Genomic DNA, 26,654 nt, shown 5'->3' with positions numbered 1-26,654 from the left:
GCGCCCACACCCTACACTAGTCTCAGGAAGTCGTCATTGAGGAGCCAGGCATGCAGACCGATTCAGGACGCCCGCTCTACCGGGCCGCTCAGGTAAGAGAGCTGGACAAGCGCACCATCGCGGCGGGCATCGAGGGGTTTGCGCTGATGCAGCGCGCTGCCATGGCGGCCTATCGCGGGCTGCGACAGCGCTGGCCTGAGGCCAGGTATTTGAGCGTGCTGTGTGGCGCTGGCAACAATGCCGGCGACGGCTATGTGATCGCCGCGCTAGCGGTTCTCGATGGTCTCCAGGTGCAGCTATATAGCCTGCGCGACCCGGCGTCGCTCAAGGGTGATGCGGGCCGGGCAGTGGCGATGGCCGGCCAGGCTGGCGTCAGCATCAGTGCCTGGCAGTCTCAGTCCGCGCTCGATGGCGATTTGATCGTCGATGCGTTGCTGGGTACGGGGCTGGCCGGTGAGGTGCGCGAGTCCTTTGCCGTGGCCATCGCTGCGATCAATGCAAGTCAGCGACCGGTGCTGTCGGTGGATATTCCCTCCGGGCTCTCGGCGGACACCGGCGCGGTGCTGGGCTCGGCGGTGCGGGCCAGTCTGACCATCACCCTTATTGCCGATAAACTGGGTTTGCAGACCGGTGCCGGCCCGGCCTGCTGCGGTGAGGTGCAGTTGGAGTCGCTGGGTGTCGCACCACTGGATCATGACGATATCGAACCGGCGGCCTGGCGGTTGGGGGCCGAAACGGCTCTGCCGCCTCGAGCCCATGACAGCCACAAGGGGGATTTCGGCCATGTGCTGGTGATCGGCGGTGCGCCGGGCTTCGGTGGGGCAGCGCTGCTGGCGAGTCAAACCGTGGCAAGGCTGGGAGCCGGCAAAGTGAGCCTTGCCACTGCTCCTGAGCACGTCACGGCGAGTCTGGCGGCCTGCCCGGAGGTCATGGTGCATGGCGTTTACAGCGCCAATGATCTGGGCGAGCTTCTGAATGCTGCCACGGTACTGGTCGTGGGCCCTGGGCTTGGCGTAGGCGCCTGGGGGCAAGCCATGCTGCGGGTGGCGCTGGACGCTGGCAAGCCGATGGTGCTGGACGCCGATGCCTTGACCCTGCTGGTCAGTCGTTGGCCCTCGCTCAGGCGAGAGGACTGGCTGTTGACACCGCACCCCGGCGAGGCGGCGAGGCTACTGGAAAGCAGCGGGGCAGAGGTTCAGGCCGACCGTCCGGCGGCGGCACGGGCCCTGGTCGATCGCTATGGCGGCGTGGTGGTGCTCAAGGGCTCCGGCAGCCTGGTCGCCGATGGCAAGGGCCTGGCGGTATGTCCCTTTGGCAACCCAGGCATGGCCAGTGGCGGCATGGGGGATGCGCTATCCGGTATGTTGGGGGCCTTGATCGCCCAGGGGCTTACTCTGCCCGCGGCTGCACGGCTTGGTGTGGTGCTGCACGCCCGCGCCGCTGACCAGGCCGCGGCGGCCGGCGGGGAGCGTGGTTTGCTGGCCGGTGATCTGGCATCCTATGCGCGACGATTGATCAATGGCAGGACAGACGATGCACGTGATACTTCCGGATGAACAGACTCAGGTTGCCTTCGGCGAGGCGCTGGGGGTGGCTCTCAAGGGCCGTGGGCAGGTGCATCTGGAAGGTGAGCTGGGGGCTGGCAAGACCACCTTGACGCGCGGTGTGCTGCGCGCCTACGGCTATCAGGGGGCGGTCAAGAGCCCGACCTATACGCTTGTCGAACCCTATGAGCTCGGTGACGTCCATATACAGCACTTCGACCTTTACCGACTTGGCGATCCCGAAGAGCTCGAATTCATGGGCGCCCGAGACCTCTTGGGCGATGACCAGTTGAGCCTGATCGAGTGGCCGAGCCGTGGCTCGGGTTGGCTGCCGGCGCCGGATCTGCGCATCCGTCTCACGGTGTTGTCCTCCGGGCGCAGCGCCTCGCTTGATGCCGACACTGAGAGAGGCCGGGCGGTGCTTGCGCACCTGGTTGCCTGGTCCTCCAACAAGGATGTTTCGACGACACCATGAATGTGATTGCTACCCTTTCAGGCGTCGGGCGGCGCTATCTGCAGCCTATAGCCAGCACCGCGCTGCTGCTGGCAATAAGCTGGTGCGCTCTGACGGGGCCTGCCTTGGCCGCCGACGTCGACAACATGCGTCTCTGGGCGGCACCCGATCATGCCAGGCTGGTGTTCGACCTGTCTGCGCCGGTCGAAGCGGATGTTTTCACCCTGGACAACCCTGACCGGCTGGTGATCGATCTCGCGGATAGCCAGTTGCAGACCGATAGCGCGTCGCTGAACCTCGACGGCAGTGCCATCAGTAAGGTCCGAACCGGCGTTCGCGGCGGTAACGATCTGCGCGTGGTGCTGGACCTCGAGCGTCGCATCGAGCCGCGCCATTTTTCCCTGAGTCCCAACGATCAGTATGGCCACCGCCTGGTGGTGGATCTCGAGTACCCGGGTGAGAGCGCCGTCAAGGACCCGATCGAGGACATGATTCGCGCTCAGGAGCAGGGCGCTCAGCCGCCTCAGGCGACCGCCCAGGCCAAGGCAGCGCCGCATCCCAAGCGCGACATCATCATCGCGGTGGATGCCGGTCACGGCGGCGAAGACCCGGGGGCGATCGGCAGCCGTGGCACACGCGAGAAGGATGTTGTGCTGGATATCGCCCGCTCCTTGAAGCGCATCATCGACGCTGCGCCGGGCTTTCGCGCGGTGATGATCCGCGACGGTGACTATTATGTCGGCCTCAGAGAGCGCACTCGCATCGCCCGCGAACAGAAGGCCGACTTCTTCGTCTCGATTCATGCCGATGCCTTCTCGAGTGCCAGGCCCAATGGCAGCTCGGTGTTTGCGCTGTCCCAGCGTGGCGCGACGTCCGAGACCGCCAAATGGCTCGCCAACAGCGAGAACCGCGCCGACCTGATCGGCGGGGTCGACGGTAACCTGTCGCTGCGTGACAAGGATGAAGTCCTGAAGGGCGTGCTGCTCGACCTGACCATGACGGCGACGCTCAATGACTCGCTGTCCATTGGGGGGCAGGTGCTGGATCGCCTCAAACAGGTTAACCCGCTGCACAAACCTCGGGTCGAACAGGCGGGGTTCGTGGTGCTGAAGTCGCCGGATATTCCGTCGCTATTGGTCGAGACGGGCTTCATCTCGAATCCTCAGGAAGAGCGCCGATTGAGTGACGCTTCGCACCAACGCAAGCTGGCACAAGCCGTCTTCTCTGGGATCGAGGCGCACTTCACCCGTAACCCGCCACCGGGCAGCCTGCTGGCCTGGCAACGCGATCAGGGGCGGGGGCAGGCCAGTAACGAGTACCGCATCCAGCCCGGTGACACCCTCTCGGAAATCGCTGCCCGCCATCAGGTACCGGTTGCCATGCTCAAGCAGGTCAACCAGATCGACGGTGATAATATCCGGGTGGGCCAGGTGCTGCGCATTCCGCGTTCCTGAGCCGCCAGGTGGCGGTGCAAGGCGACCCTTTCCAGATATTCCAGATACTGAAAGACATGTACTAAAAGACATGTACTGAATATGCGTACTGAAGAGAGGCTATGACAGACAGGCATGCCATCCAGGTGCTCGATCCGCGCCTGGCCAACCAGATTTCCGCCGGTGAGGTGGTCGAGCGCCCGGCTTCGGTGATCAAGGAGCTCGTCGAGAATGCCATCGATGCCGGCAGCCGTCGTATCGAGCTGGAGCTCGAGGCGGGTGGTGCGCGTCTGATCAAGGTGCGGGACGATGGATCGGGTATCAACGAGGATGACCTGCCGCTGGCGCTGGCACGCCATGCGACCAGCAAGATCACCTCTCTGGATGACCTGGAAGGGGTGGCGAGCCTGGGGTTTCGTGGCGAGGCGCTGGCATCGATCAGCGCGGTGTCGCGGCTGGAGCTGACCTCGAACGTCACCGACGACCCGCGCGAGGGCTGGCGAGTCGTGGCCGAGGGGCGGCGCATGGAGCCCCGGGTCACGCCGGCGCCGCATCCTCGCGGTACCTCGGTCATCGTGCGCGACCTGTTTTTCAACACCCCGGCGCGGCGCAAGTTTTTGCGTACCGAAAAGACCGAGTTCGGTCACGTCGAAGAAAGTTTCCGCCGCCTGGCCCTGTCGCGCTTCGACATTGGCTGGACGCTTAGGCATAACCAGAAGACCCTGCACCAACTTCGCCCCGGCGATGACGGGGCGTCACGGGAGCGTCGCATCGGCGCGCTGCTTGGCAACAAGTTTCTGGAAAACGCCCTGCATCTGGATATCGAGGCCAGCGGCCTGCGGCTGTGGGGCTGGGTGGGGCTGCCCACGCATTCCCGCGCCCAGGCCGATCAGCAGTATTTCTTCGTCAACGGCCGAGTAGTACGCGATCGCCTGGTCGCCCATGCGGTCCGTCAGGCCTATCGCGACGTGCTCTTTCACGGCCGCCACCCGGTGTTCGTGCTCTATCTGGAGCTCGACCCCTCGGTGGTCGATGTCAATGTGCACCCCACCAAGCATGAGGTGCGCTTCCGCGATGGCCGGCTAGTGCATGACTTCCTGTTCTCGAGCCTGCACCGGGCGCTGGGCGAAGTGCGCCCCAACAGCGATGCCGCCGGGGTCGGTGAAGCGACAGGTGAGGCAAATGCCGCGTCTACGGTCGACGGCCAGGGGGGCGCCCAGGGGGTATCTCAGGTGGGGCCGGGGGACGGTGGCGCGAGGGAGCCTAGCGATGCCGGCCGCTGGCAGCAGCAGCCAATGGCGCTGCGTCCGTCAAGCGACGAGCGCCACCCCGGCGCCAACAAGGTTCGCGAGTTCATGGCCGGCTATCATGCCCTGCACCCGGATCATGAAGAGAGCCTTTTGACCCCACAGGCCACGCCGCCGGGCGGTGTGGCCGCCGGTACGGCACTCGCCGAGCGGGAAGAGACCAGAGCCGCCCGAGCGCCGGCACCGCCGATGCCCGGCGATGATGCCACCCAGGCACCGCCCATGGGCTATGCCGTGGCCCAACTGCATGGCGTCTATATTCTCGCTCAAACCGAGCGGGGCATGGTGGTCGTGGACATGCACGCGGCCCATGAGCGCATCACCTATGAGCGCATGAAGGCGCAGGTGCATGGCGAGGCCATTGAGGCGCAGCCACTGCTGGTACCTGTGTCGCTGGCGGCGAGCCCCGCCGAGGTGGCCACCGCCGAATCAGAGCGTGAAGCCTTCACTCGACTGGGGGTCGAGCTGGACGTGGCCGGCCCCGAGACGCTGCTGGTACGCCAGGTGCCGACCCTGCTCGCCGATGCCGATGTGGAGCCGCTGATTCGCGACATGCTCGGCGATCTCGAGCGGTACGGTCGTTCGGATCGCCTCGAGGCCCATATCAACGAGCTGCTCTCGACCATGGCCTGCCATGGCAGCGTACGCGCCAACCGGCGGCTGTCGATCGCCGAAATGAACGCCCTGCTGCGGGACATGGAGCGCACCGAGCGCAGCGGACAGTGCAATCACGGTCGCCCGACCTGGTTCGAGATGTCGATGCACGAGCTGGACAAGCGTTTCCTGCGGGGGCAATGATGAGCGCCATGACAACGGCCGGCGAGGCGGACCACCGCCCGCTGGCGATCCTGCTGATGGGCCCTACCGCCGCCGGCAAGACCGATCTCGCCATCCAGTTGCACGAGCGCCTGGGCTGCGAGCTGATCAGCGTCGACTCGGCGATGGTCTACCGTGGCATGGATATCGGCACCGCCAAGCCAAGCGTCGAGGAGCTAGCCCGGGCGCCGCACCGGCTGATCGATATTCGCGACCCGGCCGACCCCTATTCGGCGGAGGATTTTCGCCAGGATGCCCTGCGCGAGATGGCCGCCATCAGCGAGGCCGGCAGTATCCCGCTGCTGGTCGGCGGCACCATGATGTATTACAAGCACCTCACCGAAGGGGTGGCCAACCTGCCGAGCAGCGACCCCGAGGTGCGCGCCGAGATTGAGGCACTGGCCGCCGAGGGCGGACTTTCCGCCGTACATGAGGCGTTAGCCGCGGTGGACCCGGCGTCGGCGCAGCGCATCCATGTCAACGATCCCCAGCGGCTGATGCGGGCGCTGGAAGTGCAGCGCATCAGCGGTCGCGCGATGACGGAGCTCTGGGATGAGCAGCGCCGTGAAACCTTTCCCTACCGCACGCTGTCAATCGCCGTGGCGCCCACGGATCGTGCCCTGCTTCACGCGCGCATCGCCGAGCGCTTCGATGCCATGCTGGCGGGCGATTTCCTCGACGAGGTTGCCGCCCTGCGTGAGCGTGCCGACCTGCATCCTGGGCTGCCTTCGATGAAGAGCGTCGGCTACCGGCAGGCCTGGGAGCATCTGGACGGTCGCTATGGCTGGGAAGCGTTTCGCCAGCGAGGGGTGATTGCCACCCGTCAGTTGGCCAAGCGTCAGTTGACTTGGCTGCGCCGCTGGCCCGACCTGCACTGGGTCGATAGCCAGAGTGTAGACCCGCTCGAAGAAGTTCTGAATCTCGTGCGCCAGTGCAGCACATAGCGTAAGATAGACGGTTGGATTGGTTCGCACTTTTCGAGCCGCACACTATTCGAGCCGAGGAGTGGTATATGCCGCGCCGAGGCCGATAAAAACGACATCAAAGAGACAGATTAGGGAGAGCAAAATGTCCAAGGGGCAGTCCCTCCAAGACCCTTACCTGAACATCCTGCGCAAGGAGCGCATTCCGGTATCGATCTTCTTGGTCAACGGTATCAAGCTGCAAGGTCAGATCGAATCCTTCGATCAGTTCGTGATCCTGCTGCGCAATACCGTCAGCCAGATGGTATACAAGCATGCTATCTCGACGGTTGTGCCGTCGCGTAACGTGCGCCTGCCCGCCCAAGACCCTGCGGCGGCCGAGGAAAGCTGATTACGAGGTATTGATTGTTTTTTGAACGTCCCGACGCCGGAGAGACGGCGATCCTGGTCCACGTAGACTTCCAGGATGAGAGGGAGCGCGAAGATCCGGGTGAATTCCTCGAGCTTGTGCGCTCCGCTGGTGCCGAGCCGGCTACCCTGATGCAGGGCAGCCGGAGTCGGCCTGATTCCCGCACCTTCATCGGTAGTGGCAAGCTCGAGGAACTCAAGGAGCTGCGCGAGATTCACCATGCCGAACTGGTGATCTTCAACCATGCTCTGAGCCCTTCCCAGCAGCGTAATGTCGAGCAGGCATTGAAATGCCGGGTGCTCGATCGCACCGGGTTAATTCTCGATATCTTCGCTCAGCGTGCGCGGACCCATGAAGGCAAGCTGCAAGTCGAACTGGCCCAGCTCGAGTACATGTCTACGCGCCTGGTGCGTGGTTGGACCCACCTCGAGCGCCAGAAGGGCGGTATCGGCCTGCGCGGGCCGGGTGAAACCCAGCTCGAGACCGACCGTCGCCTGCTGCGCGGACGTATCAAGTCGATCCATAAACGGCTCGACAAGGTGCGCTCCCAGCGTGAGCAGAATCGCCGGGCGCGCGCCAGGGCGGAGATCCCCAGCGTTTCCTTGGTGGGCTACACCAACGCCGGCAAGTCCACGCTGTTCAATAGTGTGACCGAGTCCAGCGTCTATGCCGCCGACCAACTCTTTGCGACGCTCGACCCGACCCTGCGCCGGCTCGAGATCGACGATGTGGGGCCGGTGGTACTCGCCGATACCGTTGGTTTCATCCGCCACCTGCCGCACAAGCTGGTCGAAGCCTTTCGTGCCACCTTGCAGGAGGCCGCCGAGGCCAGCCTGCTGGTGCATGTGATCGATGCCGCCGACCCGGATCGTGAGCTCAACGTGGCTCAGGTCGAAGAAGTGCTCGAGGAAATCGGTGCCGATGAGGTGCCGTGTCTGAGGGTGATGAACAAGATCGATCTGTTCGACAGCGCGCCACGCATCGAGCGCGATGGCGAGGGTCGCCCCATGTCGGTCTGGGTATCGGCCCAGAAAGGACTGGGGCTGGATCTTTTGCAGCAGGCGCTTTCCGAGTGCCTCGCCGAGGACGTGCTGGACACCTCTCTGGCGCTCTCGCCCGAGCAGGGCAAGCTGCGTGCCGGCCTGCATGAGCTGGGAGCCGTTCGCGAGGAGCATTTCGATGAGCTGGGGCGTTCGCTGCTCGATATCCGTCTGCCCAGGCGTGAATTCATGCAGCTGATGGCGCGCCTCGGCGAAAAAGCCGAGACCTACCTGCCCCCCGAAGAGCAGGAAAAGCCAGTCTGGGAGCCTTGAGGGTTTTCTGATACCCGTCATTGAGGGCAAGATGGCAGCCTGACGCTGCCGGCGGGATGGCCGGGGCACCGAACAGGACATGACGATTCCATCGCATGTCGGGTCGAGGCGCGAAAACCTCGGCCCTCGACGCAGTCAACGCAGAGTGGAGAATACGTATGGCTTGGAATGAGCCTGGTGGCGGCAAGCAGCATGACCCCTGGAGTGGGGGTGGCCGACGCGGTGGTAATGGCGGCGGCAACAATGGAGGTGGAGGCAACAATCAGGGGCCTCCTGACCTCGATGAAGCCCTGAAGAAATTCCAGGACAAGATCAACGGCCTGCTGGGCGGTCGCGGTAAGCGCAGCGGTGGCGGCGGCAAGCCGGGTGGCGGGCGTCGCAACACCTTCGCTCTGCCCGGGCTGCTGATCGTGATCGCGTTGGCCGTATGGGCAGCCTCGGGGTTCTATTTGGTCGACCAGTCCGAACGTGGCGTGGTACTGCGTTTCGGCAAGTTCCAGGAGATCGTCACGCCGGGTCTGCATTGGAATCCGCCGCTGGTGGATGACGTGCGCATGGTCAACGTGACGCGTGTCCGTTCGTTGACCCAGACACAGTCGATGCTGACCGAGGACGAGAACATCGTTTCCGTCGAGATCTCGGCCCAGTATCAGGTCTCCAATCCGCGTGATTTCGTGCTCAATGTCCGCAATCCCGAGGTGAGCCTCGAGAATGCGCTGGACTCCGCTCTGCGTCATGTGGTCGGCGGTACCGAGATGATCGATATCCTGACCTCCGGTCGTGAGATCCTCGGCAGTGCGGTCAGCAGCCGTCTGCAGTCCTACCTGGACAGCTACGGCACGGGGCTGCTCTTGCAGACCATCAACATCGAATCGACTGCGCCGCCGGATGCCGTGCAGGATGCCTTCGATGACGTCATTCGGGCCCGCGAGGATCGCCAGCGCACCATCAACGAAGCGATGGCGTATGCCAATGCAATCATTCCCGCCGCCCAGGGTCAGGCGCAGCGCCTGATCGAACAGGGCCAGGGCTATCGCGAATCGGTCGTAGCCGAGGCTCAGGGTAAGGCCAACCGCTTCAACTCGCTGCTGACCCAGTACGAGGGGGCACCGAGTGTGATGCGCGAGCGTCTCTACCTCGATACCATGAGCGAGGTCTTGGGCCGTACCGACAAGGTGCTGGTCGATGCCGAATCGAGCCCAATGATGTACCTGCCGTTGGATAAACTGCGCTCGGACAGCAAGTCGGGGCAAAACGGCCAGAACAATCAGGATGCCAATGCCCAGGATGTCGATCCTCAGCTGCTGGAGCGCCTGCGCAGCCAGGGCCAGCAGTCCAATCGCAGTTCAAGTTCCAGCAATAGCTCCAGCGGTATCCAGAGGGAGGGCCGGTAATGATCAATAATCGCTCCCTGCTGATCGTCGGTGGCCTCGCCGCCGTCGCCTGGCTGGCCAGCAACAGCCTGTACATCGTCGATGAGACCGAGCGCGCCGTTAAGCTGCGCTTTGGTGAGGTCGTTGAGGAGAATATCCAGCCTGGCCTGCACGTGAAGATTCCCATCACCCAGACGGTGCGGACCTTCGATACCCGTGTGCTGACGCTGGATACCGATGCCAGCCGCTATCTGACGCTCGAGCAGAAAGCGGTCATCGTCGACTCCTATGTGAAGTGGCAGGTGGTCAACCCGACCCGCTACTACGAGGCCACCGCCGGGGATGAGATGATGGCCGTGCGCCTGATACAGCCCCGTGTCGACGAGAGCCTGCGTAACGAGTTCGGTCGCTTGAACCTACAGCAGATCATCTCCGAGCGTCGCGATGATCTGATGACCACTCCGACCCAGGAGCTCGACAGCCTGATGCGCGACGAGCTGGGTGTGGCGATTCGCGACATTCGCGTCAAGCGTATCGACCTGCCCGAAGATGTGTCGTCGGCGGTCTATTCACGCATGCGCTCCGAGCGTGAGCGTCAGGCCCGGGAATGGCGCGCGCAGGGTCAGGAAGAGGCTGAGCGAATTCGTGCCAATGCCGATCGTCGCCGTCAGGTACTGTTGGCCCAGGCTCAGTCGCGCTCCGAGACTCTTCGAGGTGAGGGCGATGCCGAGGCCGCCGCGATCTACTCGGATGCCTACCAGCAGGACGAGGAGTTCTACTCCTTCTGGCGCAGCCTCGATGCTTATCGCCAGAGCTTCAGCGGCGGCGGAAACATGATGGTGCTCGACCCATCTAGCGATTTCTTCCGCTATCTGAAGAGCCCGTCACCGCAAGGCGGGGAATGATAACGCTGGCGTGAACTTACGCTAGCGTGGTCCTGCATGCACAGTGCAGCGAGCGGGGCGATCTGCGCCCCGCTCAGGGTTCATCACACAGGCAAACGTGATAGAATCTATAAACCGGGCGTTGCCCGGTTTTTTTGTGGGCGTTTCCACGGGTCATGCGACTCCGTTTGCTTGGGTCAAGCGACCCTAGGGGCGTGGAAGTCGTGGCCTTTTAAAGGCTTCGTGATCCCGGCCGACGCCCGGATAGGCCATTCAACCTTGGCAGGACACAACATGACCATCGCTGACCGCTGGTTGCTCCCCGACGGCATGGATGAAGTGTTGCCGCCCCAGGCGGCGCGCATGGAAGAGCTTCGTCGGGCGTTGCTCGACCTCTACCATCGCTGGGGGTATGACCAGGTGATGCCGCCCCCCCTCGAGTTTCTCGACTCGTTGCTGACCGGCACCGGCACCGACCTCGACCTGCAGACCTTCAAACTGACCGACCAGCTCACCGGGCGCATGATGGGCGCCAGTGCCGACGTCACGCCTCAGGTGGCGCGCATGGACGCCCACTCATTGAAGCGCCAGGGCCCCGTGCGGCTTTGCTACTGCACCAACGTGCTGCGGGCCAAGTCCGACCAGCACCAAGGAAGCCGCAGCCCGGTGCAGGTGGGGGTCGAGCTGTTCGGCCATGCCGGTCTCGAGGCGGACCTGGAAATTCTTCGTCTGGCGCTGGGTAGCGTCAAGGCGGCCGGTGCCGCTGAAGTCCATCTGGCGCTGGGTCATATCGGCCTCTATCGCAGCCTGGTGCAGGCCGCCGAATTGGGACACGCCGAGGAGCGGGCCATCTTCGCAGCCCTGGAGCTCAAGTCGCCGGGCGAGCTTGCTGTCTGCGTAGAGTCAAGCGTCAAGGACCCGGCGCTGGCCGAGATGTTCCTTGCGCTGGTCGAGCTGCACGGCGGTCGCGAAGTGCTCGACGAGGCACGTAGCGCTTTCGCCGAGGCGCCGGCGCCTGTCGGCGCTGCCCTGGACCAGCTGGCGGCGCTATGCGATGGCGTGACGGCGGCCGACCCGCAGCTCGATATCTACATCGATCTTGCCGAGCTGCGCGGTTATGAATACCACACCGGCATGATGTTCGCCGCCTATGTGCCGGGCTATGGCCAGGCGTTGGCCAAGGGCGGCCGGTATGACGATACTGGGCGGGCCTTTGGCCGTGCTCGCCCGGCCACTGGCTTTTCGATGGACCTCAAGCTACTGGCGACGCTGGACGAGCAGCAGCCTCCCTGCGACGGTATCTGGGCGCCGGCCGACGATGCCCCGGGCCTGGCCCAGGCGGTGCAAGGCCTGCGCGAGGCCGGCGAGCGTGTGGTGCAGGCCCTACCAGGCCAGCGCACTGGGCCCGCCGAACACCGCTGCGATCGCCAGCTGGTGCACATGGGCGATGACTGGCAGGTGTCTCACCTGGCCTGAGGCCGGCGATGAGGCTTCGATTGACGGATTCTTTGATCAAGAGACGAGAGCAATGGGCAAGAACGTAGTCGTACTGGGCACCCAGTGGGGTGACGAAGGCAAGGGCAAGGTCGTCGACCTGCTGACCGAATCGGCCGCTGCGGTGGTGCGTTTCCAGGGTGGGCACAATGCCGGTCATACGCTGGTCATCGACGGTGAAAAAACCGTCCTGCACCTGATTCCGTCCGGTATTCTGCGGGACGACAAGACCTGTGTAATCGGCAACGGCGTCGTGCTGTCGCCGGAGGCGCTGATCAAGGAAATCCGCGAGCTGGAAGCCAAGGGGGTTCCGGTGCGCGAGCGCCTGCGTCTGTCGCCGGCCTGCCCGCTGATCCTGTCCTATCATGTGCGCCTGGATCAGGCTCGCGAGAAGGCGCGCGGCGTGGCCAAGATCGGCACCACCGGTCGTGGTATCGGCCCGGCCTATGAAGACAAGGTCGCACGTCGTGGCCTGCGTCTGGGTGATTTGCAGCACCGTGAGCGATTCGCGTCCAAGCTCGGCGAGGTGCTGGACTATCACAACTTCGTGCTGACCAAGTATCACGGTGAAGAGCCGGTCAACTTCCAGGAAGTCCTCGACGAGGCCATGCAGATGGGCGAAGACCTGCGCCCGATGGTCTGCGACACCGTGGGTCTGGTCCACGATTTCCGCAAGGCCGGCGAGAACATTCTCTTCGAGGGGGCTCAAGGCTCGCTGCTGGATATCGATCATGGTACCTATCCGTTCGTAACCAGCTCCAACACCACGGCTGGTGGCACCGCCACCGGTTCCGGCGTCGGTCCGCTGTATCTCGATTACGTGCTGGGTATCACCAAGGCCTACACCACGCGTGTCGGCTCCGGTCCGTTCCCCACCGAGCTCTTCGATGATCACGGTCGTCATCTGGCCGAGAAAGGCCACGAATTCGGTGCGACCACCGGTCGCGCGCGTCGCTGCGGGTGGTTCGATGCCGTGGCCCTGCGCCATGCGGTACAGATCAATTCGGTCTCTGGCCTGTGCCTGACCAAGCTCGACGTCCTCGACGGCCTGGAGAACATCCGCGTCTGCATCGGCTATCGCAGCAAAGACGGCGACGTGCTGGACACGCCGGTGGACTCCGAAGGCTATGAGGCCATCGAGCCGCTCTACCACGATCTGCCGGGCTGGAGCGAGTCGACCCTGGGCGTCAAGCGCGTCGAGGATCTGCCAGACAATGCCCGTGGCTATATCCGCTTCCTGGAAGAGCAGGTGGGTACGCCCATCGATATCATCTCTACCGGGCCGGATCGTAACGAGACCATCGTTCTGCGTAACCCGTTCGACGCCTGACCGGTTGCGCTTTACCGAGCGCTGATCGAGCGATGACACCCCCGCCAGGTTTCCTGGCGGGGGTGTTTGCGTTTCGGACTTGCTTGCCGGGTCAGTGTGTCTGGTTGGTCAGACGCGCCAAGTGGTGAGGTATTCCGGCGAAGGGGAGGGGGCCTGCCCAAATGATAATAATTGTCATTATTGATGCCATCGGTGCCGATCGTGCGCCGATCCGTCGACAAGCATGCCGATACCAAGCGGGAGGCTTCACATCGTCCTTATACAGGACTAAAATGGTCCTCAATCCGAGGCTACCTCGCCAGGCAGACCGCCACCGCGCTATTGCGCACAAGGAGTGCCGCCATGCTGAAACTGTCCCGTTTGACCGATTACGCCGCCGTGGTCATGGCGCAGATCGCTCGTCATCCGGAGCAGCCGCATGCTGCCGCTGAATTGGCCGAGGCGGTTCAGCTGCCGCACCCAACGGTGAGCAAGACCCTGAAGATGCTGGTTCGCGCGGGGCTGTTGCTGTCTCAGCGCGGCGCCCAAGGCGGCTATCGGCTGGCGCGTCCCGCTTCCGAGATCAGCGCTATCGATATCATTACCGCGATCGAAGGCCCGGTAGCGATGACCGAGTGCAGTCAGGACGACGGCGACTGCGAGTTGGCCGCTACCTGCGGGGTGTCCGACAACTGGCAGCGGGTGTCACTTGCCGTGCGCACTCTGCTCGACAGCGTGACTTTGGCGCATCTGGCCGAAACCACGCCGATCAAGTTGCCGGTCAGGCTTCCCATTCAATCCGTGACCCTGGCCAGCGAGGCCGGTCGCTAACGTAAAACGCCCGGATCCCTCGATTCCAATTGCCCGGGAGGAGACAGACCATGGCAAGTGAAGAAATGGAGCAGCTTGTCCGTCGCGAATACACCCAAGGGTTCGTGACTGACATCGAAAGCGACACGATGCCGCCTGGCCTCGATGAGAACACCATCGCCTTCATCTCGAAGAAGAAGGGCGAGCCCGAGTGGATGCTCGAGTGGCGTCTCAAGGCCTATCATCAGTGGTTGAAGATGACGTCTCCTTCCTGGGCGCATCTGGATTATCCACCTATCGACTACCAGGCGATCTCTTACTACAGCGCACCGAAGAAGGACGAAGACCGCCCGCAAAGTCTCGACGAGGTCGATCCCAAGCTGCTCGAAACCTACGAGAAGCTGGGCATTCCGCTGCACGAGCGGGCCGCACTGGCCGGCGTCGCCGTGGACGCGGTCTTCGACTCGGTGTCCGTGACCACTACCTTCAAGGACAAGCTGGCCGAAGCCGGGGTGATCTTCTGTTCGATCTCCGAGGCGATCCGCGATTACCCGGAACTGATCAAGCAGTATCTGGGTAGCGTCGTGCCCGCCGCCGACAACTACTTCGCGGCGCTCAACTCGGCCGTCTTCACCGATGGCTCCTTCGTCTTCGTGCCGGAAGGCGTGACCTGCCCGATGGAGCTTTCCACCTATTTCCGTATCAACGCCGCCAACACGGGGCAGTTCGAGCGCACCCTGATCATCTGCGAGAAGCAGGCCCAGGTCTCCTATCTCGAGGGCTGCACCGCGCCTCAGCGTGACGAGAATCAGCTGCACGCCGCGGTGGTCGAGCTGGTGGCGCTGGAAGATGCCTACATCAAGTACTCCACGGTGCAGAACTGGTACCCGGGGGACGAAGACGGCAAGGGCGGTATCTACAACTTCGTGACCAAGCGCGGTGATTGCCGCGGTGACCGCTCGCGGATCAGCTGGACCCAGGTTGAGACCGGCTCGGCGATTACCTGGAAGTATCCGTCCTGCGTGCTGCGTGGCCGTGACAGCATCGGTGAGTTTTACTCGGTCGCCGTGACCAACGGCCGCCAGCAGGCCGATACCGGCACCAAGATGATTCACATCGGCGAGGGCACCCGTTCCAGCATCATTTCCAAGGGTATTTCCGCCGGGCGCAGCAACCAGTCCTATCGTGGCCTGGTCAAGATCGGCCCGCGGGCCAAGGGGGCACGCAACTTCACCCAGTGTGATTCGCTGCTCATCGGCGATCAGTGTGGCGCTCACACCTTCCCCTATCAGGAGATCGGCAACAGCTCCGCCACCGTCGAGCACGAGGCGACTACTTCGAAGATCGGCGAGGACCAGCTGTTCTATTGCCAGAGCCGGGGTATCTCCGAGGAAGACGCGGTCAGCATGATCGTCAACGGCTTCTGCAAGGACGTCTTCCAGGAGCTGCCGATGGAGTTCGCCGTTGAAGCCGAAGCGCTGCTCAACGTGACATTGGAAGGTGCCGTCGGCTAAGTGCCGGATGCCCAGCGATACGTCATTCGTCATCGAATCTTTAAAGGCCGCGTGGCGGCCCGAACCGAATCAAGGTGTCAACATGCTCGAAGTCAAGGACCTGCACGTCACGGTGGAAGGCAAGGAAATCCTCAAGGGCCTCTCGCTGACCATCCAACCTGGTGAGGTGCATGCCATCATGGGCCCCAACGGAGCCGGCAAGTCGACCCTGTCGGCGGTCATCGCCGGCAAGGACGGCTATGAGGTCACCAGCGGCACGATCACCTTCGAAGGCAAGGACGTGCTGGAAATGGATATCGAGGAGCGTGCCTGTGCCGGCCTGCTACTCGGCTTCCAGTATCCGGTCGAGATCCCTGGGGTGAAGAACATCTACCTGCTCAAGGCGGCGCTCAACGCTCAGCGTGCGGCTCGTGGCGAAGACGAGATGCCGGCGCCGGACTTCATGAAGCTGGTGCGGGAAAAGATCAAGTTCATGAAGATGGACTCGAGCTTCCTGCAGCGCGCCGTCAATGAAGGGTTCTCCGGTGGCGAGAAGAAACGCAACGAGATCCTGCAGATGCTGCTGCTCCAGCCCAAGCTCGCGATGCTCGACGAGATCGACTCCGGCCTGGATATCGACGCCATGAAGGTGGTCGCCGACGGCGTCAACTCTCTGCGTGACGCCAATCGCGCCATCCTGATGGTCACCCACTACCAGCGTCTGCTCGATCATATCGTGCCGGACGTGGTGCATGTGCTGGTCGACGGGCGCATCGTCAAGACCGGTGGCAAGGAGCTGGCCCTGGAACTCGAATCGCGCGGCTACGAATGGGTCCTGGAGGAATCCGCGGCATGAGCGACGAACAGACTTTTCTCGATGCACTGAGCGCACGCGGCACGCGCCGTGGCGCCGAGCCGACCTGGATTGCCGCCCGCCGTCAGGCTGGTGCGGCGCGTTTCGAGGCGCTGGGCTTCCCGACCCGCCGTGATGAGGCCTTCAAGTACACCGATGTGCGCACCATCGCCCGCGGCGACTTTACCCTGGCTCAGGATGCGCAGGACCTGGCACCGCTGTCGCCCGCGACCGCGGCGGCGCTGACGCTGCCTCTCGAGGCGCTGCGTCTGACCTTCGTCGACGGCATCTTCGCCCCCGAGCTGTCCGACCTGGCGGCCTTGCCGGCTGGCGTCAGCGTCGAGCCGCTGTCCGAGGCGCTGGCCGACAACCACGAAGCCGTGGGTGGCGCCCTGGGTCGCCTGGCCGGCGTCGACTTCTCGCCGTTCACGGCGCTCAATACCGCCTTCGCCGAAGAAGGGGCGGTGATTCGCCTGGCACCGGGCTCGGTGGTCGAGACGCCGATCCTGGTACAGTTCCTGTCCCGGGCCAATGCCACGCCGCTGATGAGTCATCCGCGCGTGCTGATCGAGGCCGGTGCGCGCAGTCAGGCCACCGTGATCGAGCACCAGGTGGGCGAGGAAGAGGCTGCCAACTTCTCTAACCTGGTCTCCGAGGTGATGCTGGAGCGTGGCGCTATCCTGACGCACTACAAACTGCAGGAAGCCTCGCTCAAGGACCTGCATGTCTCGAGCCTGCATATCGATCAGGGCCGCGACAGTCGCTTCACGTCCTTCAACCTGAACCTGGGCGGCTCGCTGGTGCGCAACGACATCGTCGCCGATCTCAACGCTCAGGGCGCCGAGACCAACTACTACGGTCTGTTCTTTGCTCAGGGTCGCCAGCATGTCGATAACCACACCCTGGTCAACCATAACGCGCCCCACACCTTCTCCAACGAGAACTACAAGGGCATCCTCGGCGACCGGGCGCACGGTGTCTTCAATGGCAAGGTGGTAGTTCGCCGCGATAGCCAGAAGATCGAAGCACACCAGAGCAACGCCAACCTGCTGCTCTCCGACCGTGCCGAGATCGACACCAAGCCGGAGCTCGAGATCTACGCCGATGACGTCAAGTGCTCCCATGGCGCCACCACCGGCCAGCTCGACGAAGAAGCCATCTTCGCCCTGCGGGCGCGGGGTATCGGTGAAGAGACGGCCCGCGGCTTGCTGACGCTGGCCTTTGCCGGCGAAGTGATGGAGCAGGTGGTGCTGGACGCCGTGGCCGAACGCGTCGAGCGCACGGTGGCCGGCAAGCTGCCGGAGCGGTTCAATCTGGCCGGGCTGGTCGAGGTTGCCGCCGCCCTGGATGAGGAGTGAGTCATGACCGACTTCAGTGACCTGATGCTGGACGTGGCCAAGGTACGCCGCGACTTCCCGGTCCTCGATCGGGAGGTTCACGGCAAGCCGCTGGTGTATCTGGACAACGCCGCCACCTGCCAGACGCCACGGCAGGTGATTGAGGTCTTCGACGACTATTATCGGCACTACAACGCCAATATTCATCGGGGGCTGCATACCCTGTCCGATGAGGCCACCTCGGCCTTCGAGCGTGCCCGTGACAAGGTGCGGGCCTTCATCAATGCCCGCGAGATCCGCGAGATCATCTTTACTCGGGGTACCACCGAGGCCATCAATCTGGTGGTCAACACCTGGGGCCGGACCAATCTCAAGGCCGGCGATGAGGTGCTGGTCTCGCAGCTCGAGCACCACTCGAATATCGTGCCCTGGCAGCTGCTGGCCAAGGAGATCGGCTTCACCATCAAGGTGATCCCGGTCGATGAGCGCGGTGTGCTCGATCAGGCCGCCTATCGCGACCTCTTCACCGAACGGACTCGCCTGGTGGCGGTGAACCAGGTGTCCAATGCCTTCGGCACCGTTAACCCGGTGTCCGAGATGGCAAGCGTGGCGCACTCCCATGGCGCCCTCATCCTGGTCGACGGCGCCCAGGCGGCTCCCCATGAGCAGGTCGACGTCGCGGCCATGGACGCCGACTTCTATGCGTTTTCCGGGCATAAGGTCTACGGGCCCACAGGCGTGGGTGTGCTTTACGGCAAGGCCGCACTGCTAGAAGCCATGCCGCCCTGGCAGGGCGGTGGCGAGATGATCAAGACCGTGTCCTTCGAGGCCGGCAGTACCTTCGCCGACATTCCCCACAAGTTCGAGGCGGGCACCCCGGCGATCGCCGAGGTGATCGCCCTGGGCGCGGCGCTCGACTGGGTGTCCGGCATCGGTCTGCCGCTGATCCGGGCCTGGGAGCACCGCCTCACCGAACATGCCACGCGAGAGCTTTCGCGCATCGATGGCCTGCGGATTCTGGGCACCGCGCCCGGCAAGGCGGCCGTCATGTCCTTCGTGGTCGAGGGCGCCCACAGTCAGGACATCGGTCTGCTGATCGATCAGCTCGGCGTGGCGATTCGTACCGGCCACCACTGTGCCCAGCCGTTGCTTGCACACTTCGGTGTCGATGCTACCTGTCGCGCCTCATTTGCTGCCTACAACACCCCCGAGGAGATCGACATCTTCGTCGAGTCTCTGGAGCGGGTGATCGGCATGGTGCGCTAACTGACCCCGGAGGAGTGAAATGTCGGCCATGGAACAAGTGGATGCGCTCTATAAGGGCCAGGAAATGCCCCTGCAGCGGGACGTGGAGGTCATCTCCATTCCCTTCGGCAAGACCGTGACACTGACCGAGGACAGCATCGTCTCGGTGATGCAGGCCAAGGGCAGCACCGTCAGCGTGGCCTTCGAGGGCCGCCTGTTTCTGATCGAGGGCGCCAACCTGGATGCCCTGGGGCTCGAGTCATTGCCGCGCCCGACGCTGCCCGAAGATGCCAGCGAAGAGGAAATCGAGCAGTTCGTCTGGGACCAGCTGCGTACCTGCTTCGACCCGGAAATCCCGGTCGATATCGTCGAGCTGGGGCTGGTCTATGGCTGTCGCATCGAGCGGCTGCTGACCGGCGAACGCCTCGTCACCATTCGGATGACCCTTACCGCGCCGGGCTGCGGCATGGGCGACGTGATCGCCGCCGACGCCCGCAACAAGATCCTCGGCGCCCCGCAGATCAGCAAGGTCCATGTCGACATCGTCTTCGACCCGCCCTGGAGTCGCGAGATGATGAGCGAGGAGGCCCGGCTCGAGCTGGGCATGTTCTGAGGCTTCACGGTCGGACCTGAGTGATCAGGGCACAAGTGCCAGGCTAACTGCCATGGATTGATGTCGGTCGACATAGTAGCGTGCGTGTCGTGTGCCGTGAGACGACGTCCCCGAACGCGGGGAAACAGCACCACTGGCGAGCCGGGCCAAGCGGTGGAACAAAACGCCATGCGCCCATTGTGCTGGACAGTAAAGGGTAAGCTTGCATGTACCGGAAATGGGGGGTGGGCCTCAGAGCTCTCCTGATGACGCTGGGTGCTCTGGTGGTGTGCCTGATCATCGCAGGGGTGGCGGCCAATCTGTGGATGGTCGAGCGCACGCGTGGCCGTATCGATCACCAGCTGTCCCAGTGTGTCGAAGCGCCGGTAGGCATCGTCTTCGGCACCTCGCTTTGGAGCCGACAGGGCGGGCGCAATCCCTATTTCGCTGCGCGGATCGAAGCCGCGGCCAGCTTGATGCGCGATCGACGCGTCGAGCATCTGCTGCTATCCGGTGACAACCGTACTCGCTACTACAACGAGCCTGTGAGCATGTGGCGAGAGCTGCGTGCACAGCGCGTGCGAGATGTCGACATGACCTTGGATTATGCCGGCTTCAGCACCTTCGATACCCTGGTGCGCGCTCAGGCGGTCTTCGACGTCGAGCGCGCGCTGCTGATCAGTCAGGCCTGGCATCTGCCCAGGGCCATGTTCATCGCCGATGCGCTGGGGCTCGAGGTTGAGGGCTGCGCGGTCCAGGACGAACAGGCTGAAGGTATATGGCGGCTGCGCGCCCGGGAGTGGTTGGCGCGACTGGCCACGCTCGGCGATCTGTATCTCTGGGGGCGGGAAGCCTACTTTCTGGGGCCCGAAGAGCCGCTGGTGATTGCCGAGCCGCCGCGGGTATCGGCTCAGGCGGTGGCGGCATCGCTGCATCTGCAGAAGCAAAAGCGCCTGCGGGAAGCGCCATCAGGGCAGAACGGCACGACAGGGGACGTCGACGCTGAGGTGACGTCCCCCGGGGAGGGGCCCGAAGGCGAAGAGGAGGCTAGCGGTTCTCTTTCTGCAGCTGATAAAGCTCGCGAATCAGCTTACGACAGCCCTTCCAGCAGCGCTCCATGACCGGCTCGATGGAGTCGGGCAGGGGGTGAGTGTGCAGCGTGGCGAGAGCCTGCATCAGCACGCGCTCCTGTTCGAGCAGCTCTCCAATCAACACCTGACTGTCGTTGCCGACGAAGCTCTTCAGCCGACTCCATAACCACATGTAGTCGTCGCGCTCGACATCGGCGTCCCTCGGCAGCAGGTTGAGGTGACGCTTGGCCAGCGCCTGCAGCTTTTGCATGTCCTTGCTGCGCGCCTCGTAGTGTGGCTTCAGTACTTCGCGCAGCGACGGACGCAGGCGTTCGATGTTGTCCTGAAAGTAGTCGAGGCTATCGGCCAGCGCTTCGAGCAGGCTGTCCATCGCCACTTGGCGATTATCGAGAAACATGAGCAGTCACCTCCTCCGGTGACGCAGATTGTGCGTGGGGAAACAGTGTTTTTCTACCCCTGGGCGATAAAAAACTCTCGGGCTAGCCCGAGAGTGCCACCCTAGCCCTTGGGCTTGGGCGGGGCCTTGAGTTTCGGGGCGGCATGCTTTTCCAAGTGCTCGATGATCTGACCGGCGATGTCCTTGCCGGTGGCCGTCTCGATGCCTTGAAGCCCTGGTGATGAGTTGACCTCCATGATCACGGGCCCGTGATTGGAGCGCAGCAAGTCGACCCCAGCTACATGCAGGCCCATGGCCTTGGCCGCGCGGATCGCCGTGGAGCGCTCCTCCGGGGTGATGCGAATCACGCTGGCGCTACCACCCCGGTGCAGATTGGAGCGAAACTCGCCTTCCGCGGCTTGGCGCTTCATCGCGGCTACCACCTTGTCGCCAATGACCAGGCAGCGGATATCGGCCCCTTTGGCTTCCTTGATGTATTCCTGAACCATGATGTTGGCCTTCATGCCCATGAAGGCCTGGATCACGCTCTCGGCCGCCTGGTTGGTCTCAGCCAGCACCACGCCTATGCCCTGGGTGCCTTCCAGCAGCTTGATGACCAGAGGGGCCCCCTTGACCATGGTGATCAGGTCCGGGATGTCATCGGGAGAGTGAGCAAAGCCGGTGACAGGCAGGCCCACACCCTTTCGTGACAGTAGCTGCAGAGAGCGCAGCTTGTCTCGTGAGCGAGTGATCGCCACGTTGTCGTTGAGCACATAGGTGCCCATCATCTCGAACTGGCGTAGCACCGCGCAGCCATAGAAGGTCACCGACGAGCCGATACGCGGAATCACCGCGTCGAACGGTTCTAGCTCTGCCCCCTTGTAGTGGATCGAGGGCCGATGCGAGGTGATGTTCATGTAACAGCGCAGGGTGTCGACAACCCGAATACTATGGCCACGCTGCTCCGCCGCCTCGATCAGTCGGCGGGTGGAATACAGGTGGCGATTGCGGGAAAGCAGAGCGATATGCATGCATCGGGTCCTTATCAAAAAATCAGGGCTCGCCGTGAAGGAAGGCGGCGCCGGGCGCAACCAGCAGGCGGCGCATGGCACGACGGCCGAGCAGCATCGGGTGGCGCATATCGCCGCGGTGCGTCAGGCTCAACTCTGCCATGAAGTCGAGCTCACCCATTTGCAAGCGTGTGCGCACTACATAGCGCCATTCGGATTGGCCGTTGGAACTGGTGACCATTCGACGGTCATGGAGGTGCAGGCGCACGGGATGGGCCGGACTCTCGGGTCCGCCGCCTCGTGTCACGAAGCTGACCCAGACGTGGCCAGCCTCTTCATAGGTCTCGATGTCTTCGGCATGCAGGGCCGAGGTACGGGCACCGGTGTCGGCCTTGCAACAGAGGGTCAGCCCCAGTTCTGGAAGCGTGACCATTTCGCGGCGACCGATGACCGCCTTGGCCTGGTAGGGCAGTGCTTTCATGACCTCTCCGCGTCAGTGGTGAAGGTGGGCGAGCCGTTGGCCGACCGGTGAGTCGGCCGGCGCATCGCGCAACTGCATCAGCAGCGGCAGGCGCAGCCGGGGAATCAGCGCCAGGTCCTTGACCATCGCGGTGAAGTCAACCGACGGCTGCTCGGCTAGGCGCTCGAGATAGCGCGGCAGACGCTGGGCATCCTCCAGGTGCTCCCATCCGCGAGCGGCGATCGCCGCGAGCAGGTCCGGGCCACAGGCGGCGGGGTCGTCAAGCAGCTTGCCATACCAGGCGCCGACGCTGTCATCTGGACTTGCGCCCATGGCGCGCACGCAGGCGCAGAAGGTCTCGATGTCACCAGCACTGGCCGCCTGCTCACCGCGGGCGCGTAGCGCCTGAATCAGTACGGCATCAAGGCTGACATGCTCGAGGCAATAGCACAGCGAATGCAGTACCTGATTGGGTAGCCCTGGCAGCCGCTGGGCCAGGGCATGGGCCTGATCGCTATCGTGACGTGTCGCGAAGTCAGCCAGGCCCTGCAAGCCAAGTGCCTGCCACTGAATGTCCTGAAGATCGCGCTGGTGCTCTGGTGCAACATCACCCTGGGCGCCGGTCAAGTAGTCTTCAGCGAACTCGAGATACTGGCTGCCTGGGCGATCCATGTCCTGGTTGGCATGGGCATGCAGCATCGCCTGAAGCTGCAAAGAGGGTGTGAAGGCCAGCGGGTTGTCTTTCATCAGGTTATCGACCCGGTGTTCCTTGCCCAGCGTCGAAACGCTATGGCCAAGGGTCTCGAGCAGGCGCTGGATGAACGCATCCCGAGGCGCGGCCACCAGGTATCCCTGCTCGTCCAGCGGCAGTGACAGAAACCAGATCAGCGGCTCTTCGGCATCGCCAAGTGTGAAGATGCAAGCCAGTCGGGCATGCCCCTGCCAGGGGCTCGGCCAAGGCTGCTGTTGGGCCTCGAAGGCCGCCAGCTCGTCGAGCGAACAGGATGCCAGGCGCCGGCCCATGTGATAGAGCCGAACCCGGGCACCGCTGCGCGTGAAGAAGTCGTGAAGCGTTAAAATTGGCTGCATGGCACCTTCCCATAATCAAGCGGTCACTCTATCACTTAAGCCGGTTCCCTTGGCAGTCCTGAGATGGGGAGAAACCGTGGGTTGTATAAAAATTACCCAGTCATCCCTAGGCCCCATGACGTCCCGGCAAGCCGCGCTTGTCCAATGGTTATCCACAGTTCTTTTCAGTGTTCCTGTGCATGACAATAGCGTGACGAATAGATTTCAATCTGAGCTGGAAAGGGGGAAGGCATGGTTGTTGTCTTACAAGGGAAGCATAATGCGGCGGTGTTGATGTTGTGGCGTTGATGTTGAAAGCGGAAGCGGGGACGCCTCGCGCTATGCGCAGGAGTGAAATTTAGTCGCTAAGCCTTACCTGCCCTATGTTCCAAAGGGTAATAAGCTTTATAATGACTTATTACTTAATGATCTTTCTACACTGGATTCAGGAGAGCCCGTATGCTGCGTTCCTTTACTCTTTCCCTGCTGGGTGCGGCGGCACTCGCCACTGCAGGGTTGGCCCAGGCCGCCGATCCACTCAAGGTCGGCATGTCCGGCGGATATTTCCCCTTCACCTTCGTCGAACAGGATGAGCTCAAGGGCTTTGAGGTCGACGTGCTGGAGGCGGTCGCCGACCAGATGGGCGTCGAGGTGGAATTCGTCACCGCTAACTTCTCAGGCCTGTTCGGCATGCTCGAGTCAGGGCGTATCGATACCATTGCCAACCAGATCACCATTACCGACGAGCGTGAGGCGAAGTACCTGTTCACCGACCCCTACGTTTATGACGGTGCCCAGGTGGTGGTCAAGCGCGGCAATGACAGCATCCATGGCGTCGAGGACCTGCGCGGCAAGTCGGTGGCGGTCAACCTGGGCTCCAATTACGAAGCGTTGCTCGAAGACCTGCCCTATGCCGACGAGATCGACATTCGCACTTACGAAAGCAATATCGAGCAGGACACGGCGCTGGGCCGGGTCGATGCCTTTGTCATGGACCGGGTCAGTGCCAGCCAGGTCATCAAGGAAAAACCGCTGCCGCTGGCGCTGGCCGGCCAGCCGTTCTCACAGATCCGCAATGCGCTGCCGTTCCGTGAGAGCGACGCCGAACTTCGTGATCGGGTCAACTCGGCGCTGTCGGCGTTGCGCAGCGACGGTACGCTGAGCGCGATTTCCGAGCGCTGGTTCGGTACCGATATCACCCGCCCGTAATCGGGAGTCATGATGAACGTGCTCGACGTTGATTACATGCTTGGGCTGGTGCCGGTCCTGCTCAGCTATCTGCCGCTGACCTTGGAGATGGCCGGGGCCGGCATGGTACTGGCCCTGATACTGGCCTGCCTGCTAGCCGTGGTTCGGGTGCTGGCGATTCCCGGCTTGAATGCGCTCACGCTGCTGTTCATCTCGTTCTTTCGCGGCACGCCACTGCTGGTCCAGTTGTTCCTGTTCTATTACGGACTGCCCCAGCTGTTCAGTGCGCTGACCGAGATCAATGGCATTACCGCGACCATCCTCGGCCTGACCTTGCATTTTTCTGCCTACATGGCGGAATCGATCCGTGCCGCCATCGTCGGCGTGGACCGCAGTCAGACCGAGGCGGCGCTATCGATCGGCATGACCAATGGGCAATTGATGCGGCGCATCGTGCTGCCCCAGGCGACCCGCATTGCCGTGCCGACCTTGATGAACTATTTCATCGACATGATCAAGGCCACCTCGCTGGCCTTTACCCTGGGCGTCACGGAACTGATGGGGGCTACCCAGAAGGAGGCCGCCGGCAGTTTCCTCTACTTCGAGGCCTTCATTACGGTCGCTGTGATCTATTGGGGGATAGTCGAGCTGCTGGCCTGGCTGCAGCGGCGTCTGGAGGCACGGTTCAACGAGGCCTATCAACGATGATAGTGGTAGAAGGACTGATCAAGCATTTTCAGGATAGCGCGGTACTCAGTGGTATCGATCTGCAGATTCAGCAGGGCGAAATCATCGTGGTGATCGGCCCGTCCGGTACCGGGAAGTCGACGCTGCTGCGCTGCCTGAACTTTCTCGAACGGCCGGATGCCGGGCGGATTCGTATCGGCAATCTCGACGTTGACGCCGCCCGCCCGCGCAAGGCGGATATTCTGGCGCTGCGTCGCGCGACCGCTTTCGTGTTTCAGAACTATGCCCTGTTCGCCAACAAGACGGCGCTCGAGAACATCATCGAGGGCCTGATCGTGGTCAACCGCTGGCCCAAGGCTAAGGCGCAGGCTCGCGGGCGGGAGATTCTCGAGCGTATCGGTCTTGCCGACAAGGCGGATGCCTATCCTGCCTCGCTCTCCGGTGGGCAGCAGCAGCGCGTCGGCATAGGGCGCGCCATGGCGGCCCAGGCTGAGGTGATCCTGTTCGATGAGCCGACCTCGTCGCTGGACCCGGAATGGGTTGAGGAGGTGCTGGGCCTGATGAAGCAACTGGCCGAGGAACGTCAGACCATGCTGGTGGTGACTCACGAGATGGCGTTTGCCCGCGACGTGGCCGATCGAGTGATCTTCATGGAGGGCGGGCGCATTGTCGAGCAGGGGCCGCCTTCTGAGCTGTTCTCGGCGCCTCGTGACCCGCGTACTCGGGATTTCCTGCGCAAGGTGCTGGCCAATCAGGCGCCATTGGAGAGCTAGGCCTCTCACGACTGGCCAAGGCGAGGCTTGGCCGGGATAATGGTTCGTTTTGGTTTAGATGGGGAGAGACTATGAGCGTTCACCAGCAACTCGACCAAGCGGTTCGCCGTCTGGAGGCGACCCTCAAGGCCTCAGACCTGTGGCGGGTGGAAGAGCCTTCAGCCGAGGCGATGGCCAGCCAGCAGCCGTTCTGTGTCGACAGCATGTCATTGCCCCAATGGCTGCGTTTCGTGTTCATCGCCCGCCTCGATACCATGGTTGCAGCACAAGCGGCACTCCCCGCCACCTGCAATGTGGCACCGGCGGCCGATCTGTATCTCAAGCAGGAGCAGGCCCGCGCCGGCGATCGCCTGCTGGTGGTCAAGGCCATCGAGGAAGTCGATCAGGTGATCAACGAGGCCCCCTGAACGTC

At 63.1% G+C, this 26,654-nt stretch carries 26 protein-coding genes; 22 read left to right on the top strand and 4 right to left on the bottom strand.

Features of this window, described 5'->3' with window-relative positions:
• The first annotated feature begins 50 nt into the window (after positions 1-50).
• From HUS66_RS11840 to HUS66_RS11755, 18 genes are all read left to right on the top strand, one after another.
• The gene (locus HUS66_RS11840; protein ID WP_175071112.1) at positions 51-1,556 is read left to right on the top strand and encodes an NAD(P)H-hydrate dehydratase; all 1,506 of its coding nucleotides are present in this window, start codon (positions 51-53) and stop codon (positions 1,554-1,556) included.
• Entirely contained in the window at positions 1,534-2,019 is a 486-nt protein-coding gene (gene tsaE / locus HUS66_RS11835) for a tRNA (adenosine(37)-N6)-threonylcarbamoyltransferase complex ATPase subunit type 1 TsaE (RefSeq protein WP_175071111.1), read from the top strand. The genes HUS66_RS11840 and tsaE overlap by 23 nt, the downstream gene beginning before the upstream one ends.
• Positions 2,016-3,452: an N-acetylmuramoyl-L-alanine amidase gene (locus HUS66_RS11830; protein ID WP_175071110.1), complete on the top strand. Its 1,437-nt coding sequence runs from the start codon at positions 2,016-2,018 to the stop codon at positions 3,450-3,452. Before tsaE ends, HUS66_RS11830 begins: the two co-directional genes overlap by 4 nt.
• Positions 3,453-3,553: 101 nt before the next feature.
• Positions 3,554-5,536: a DNA mismatch repair endonuclease MutL gene (gene mutL, locus HUS66_RS11825; RefSeq protein ID WP_175071109.1), complete on the top strand. Its 1,983-nt coding sequence runs from the start codon at positions 3,554-3,556 to the stop codon at positions 5,534-5,536.
• Positions 5,537-5,544: 8 nt separating this feature from the next.
• A complete protein-coding gene (gene miaA / locus HUS66_RS11820) occupies positions 5,545-6,498 on the top strand; it encodes a tRNA (adenosine(37)-N6)-dimethylallyltransferase MiaA (protein WP_175071108.1) in 954 nt (317 codons plus the stop codon).
• A gap of 124 nt (positions 6,499-6,622) precedes the next feature.
• Positions 6,623-6,868 carry an RNA chaperone Hfq gene (hfq, locus tag HUS66_RS11815; protein ID WP_136253071.1) on the top strand — a complete coding sequence of 82 codons (246 nt, stop codon included), beginning with the start codon at positions 6,623-6,625 and terminating at the stop codon, positions 6,866-6,868.
• A gap of 14 nt (positions 6,869-6,882) precedes the next feature.
• The gene (hflX, locus tag HUS66_RS11810) at positions 6,883-8,199 is read left to right on the top strand and encodes a ribosome rescue GTPase HflX (RefSeq protein WP_175071107.1); all 1,317 of its coding nucleotides are present in this window, start codon (positions 6,883-6,885) and stop codon (positions 8,197-8,199) included.
• A gap of 158 nt (positions 8,200-8,357) precedes the next feature.
• Positions 8,358-9,593 (top strand): FtsH protease activity modulator HflK, encoded by a 1,236-nt coding sequence (gene hflK, locus HUS66_RS11805; RefSeq protein WP_175071106.1) that lies wholly within the window; start codon positions 8,358-8,360, stop codon positions 9,591-9,593.
• Positions 9,593-10,477 (top strand): protease modulator HflC, encoded by an 885-nt coding sequence (gene hflC, locus HUS66_RS11800; protein ID WP_175071105.1) that lies wholly within the window; start codon positions 9,593-9,595, stop codon positions 10,475-10,477. Before hflK ends, hflC begins: the two co-directional genes overlap by 1 nt.
• A 273-nt stretch (positions 10,478-10,750) precedes the next feature.
• Entirely contained in the window at positions 10,751-11,932 is a 1,182-nt protein-coding gene (locus HUS66_RS11795) for an ATP phosphoribosyltransferase regulatory subunit (protein ID WP_175071104.1), read from the top strand.
• Positions 11,933-11,984: 52 nt separating this feature from the next.
• Complete coding sequence (locus HUS66_RS11790) at positions 11,985-13,280, top strand: adenylosuccinate synthase (protein WP_175071103.1); 1,296 nt, start codon at positions 11,985-11,987, stop codon at positions 13,278-13,280.
• 342 nt (positions 13,281-13,622) lie between these two features.
• The gene (locus HUS66_RS11785) at positions 13,623-14,090 is read left to right on the top strand and encodes an SUF system Fe-S cluster assembly regulator (protein WP_175071102.1); all 468 of its coding nucleotides are present in this window, start codon (positions 13,623-13,625) and stop codon (positions 14,088-14,090) included.
• 50 nt (positions 14,091-14,140) lie between these two features.
• Positions 14,141-15,583, top strand: a complete 1,443-nt coding sequence (gene sufB / locus HUS66_RS11780; RefSeq protein ID WP_175071101.1) for a Fe-S cluster assembly protein SufB — start codon at positions 14,141-14,143, stop codon at positions 15,581-15,583.
• 82 nt (positions 15,584-15,665) lie between these two features.
• Positions 15,666-16,418 carry a Fe-S cluster assembly ATPase SufC gene (gene sufC / locus HUS66_RS11775; RefSeq protein WP_175071100.1) on the top strand — a complete coding sequence of 251 codons (753 nt, stop codon included), beginning with the start codon at positions 15,666-15,668 and terminating at the stop codon, positions 16,416-16,418.
• The gene (gene sufD / locus HUS66_RS11770) at positions 16,415-17,773 is read left to right on the top strand and encodes a Fe-S cluster assembly protein SufD (protein WP_175071099.1); all 1,359 of its coding nucleotides are present in this window, start codon (positions 16,415-16,417) and stop codon (positions 17,771-17,773) included. Before sufC ends, sufD begins: the two co-directional genes overlap by 4 nt.
• Positions 17,774-17,776: 3 nt before the next feature.
• Positions 17,777-19,018, top strand: a complete 1,242-nt coding sequence (locus HUS66_RS11765; RefSeq protein WP_282848735.1) for a cysteine desulfurase — start codon at positions 17,777-17,779, stop codon at positions 19,016-19,018.
• Between the two features lie 28 nt (positions 19,019-19,046).
• Positions 19,047-19,610 (top strand): putative Fe-S cluster assembly protein SufT, encoded by a 564-nt coding sequence (sufT, locus tag HUS66_RS11760; protein ID WP_175071098.1) that lies wholly within the window; start codon positions 19,047-19,049, stop codon positions 19,608-19,610.
• A gap of 245 nt (positions 19,611-19,855) precedes the next feature.
• Positions 19,856-20,710 (top strand): SanA/YdcF family protein, encoded by an 855-nt coding sequence (locus HUS66_RS11755; protein WP_175071097.1) that lies wholly within the window; start codon positions 19,856-19,858, stop codon positions 20,708-20,710.
• Here HUS66_RS11755 and HUS66_RS11750 read toward each other — a convergent pair.
• The 4 genes from HUS66_RS11750 to HUS66_RS11735 all read right to left on the bottom strand — a co-directional run bounded on the left by HUS66_RS11750 (position 20,637) and on the right by HUS66_RS11735 (position 23,615).
• Positions 20,637-21,077, bottom strand: a complete 441-nt coding sequence (locus HUS66_RS11750) for a hypothetical protein (protein WP_175071096.1) — start codon at positions 21,075-21,077, stop codon at positions 20,637-20,639. The genes HUS66_RS11755 and HUS66_RS11750 overlap by 74 nt on opposite strands.
• A 101-nt stretch (positions 21,078-21,178) precedes the next feature.
• Positions 21,179-22,087: a 30S ribosomal protein S6--L-glutamate ligase gene (gene rimK, locus HUS66_RS11745; protein ID WP_175071095.1), complete on the bottom strand. Its 909-nt coding sequence runs from the start codon at positions 22,085-22,087 to the stop codon at positions 21,179-21,181.
• 22 nt (positions 22,088-22,109) lie between these two features.
• Positions 22,110-22,547: an ATP-dependent zinc protease family protein gene (locus HUS66_RS11740; RefSeq protein ID WP_175071094.1), complete on the bottom strand. Its 438-nt coding sequence runs from the start codon at positions 22,545-22,547 to the stop codon at positions 22,110-22,112.
• A gap of 12 nt (positions 22,548-22,559) precedes the next feature.
• The gene (locus HUS66_RS11735) at positions 22,560-23,615 is read right to left on the bottom strand and encodes a DUF3549 family protein (RefSeq protein ID WP_175071093.1); all 1,056 of its coding nucleotides are present in this window, start codon (positions 23,613-23,615) and stop codon (positions 22,560-22,562) included.
• A 438-nt stretch (positions 23,616-24,053) separates the two neighbouring features.
• Between HUS66_RS11735 and HUS66_RS11730 the strand changes: the two genes are divergently transcribed.
• From HUS66_RS11730 to HUS66_RS11715, 4 genes are all read left to right on the top strand, one after another.
• Positions 24,054-24,803: an amino acid ABC transporter substrate-binding protein gene (locus HUS66_RS11730; RefSeq protein WP_175071092.1), complete on the top strand. Its 750-nt coding sequence runs from the start codon at positions 24,054-24,056 to the stop codon at positions 24,801-24,803.
• 12 nt (positions 24,804-24,815) lie between these two features.
• On the top strand, positions 24,816-25,490 hold the full coding sequence (locus HUS66_RS11725; protein WP_175071091.1) for an amino acid ABC transporter permease: 675 nt from the start codon (positions 24,816-24,818) through the stop codon (positions 25,488-25,490).
• Positions 25,487-26,242, top strand: coding sequence for an amino acid ABC transporter ATP-binding protein (locus HUS66_RS11720; protein WP_175071090.1), 756 nt, complete (start codon positions 25,487-25,489; stop codon positions 26,240-26,242). Before HUS66_RS11725 ends, HUS66_RS11720 begins: the two co-directional genes overlap by 4 nt.
• Before the next feature lie 71 nt (positions 26,243-26,313).
• Positions 26,314-26,649: a YqcC family protein gene (locus HUS66_RS11715; RefSeq protein ID WP_175071089.1), complete on the top strand. Its 336-nt coding sequence runs from the start codon at positions 26,314-26,316 to the stop codon at positions 26,647-26,649.
• The last annotated feature ends 5 nt before the right edge of the window (positions 26,650-26,654 follow it).

This window comes from Onishia taeanensis (genome assembly GCF_013349955.1).
GTDB classification, from domain to species: domain Bacteria; phylum Pseudomonadota; class Gammaproteobacteria; order Pseudomonadales; family Halomonadaceae; genus Onishia; species Onishia taeanensis_B.
Note: the sequence above shows the minus strand (reverse complement) of the source record. Positions and strands in the feature narration are given on the sequence as shown.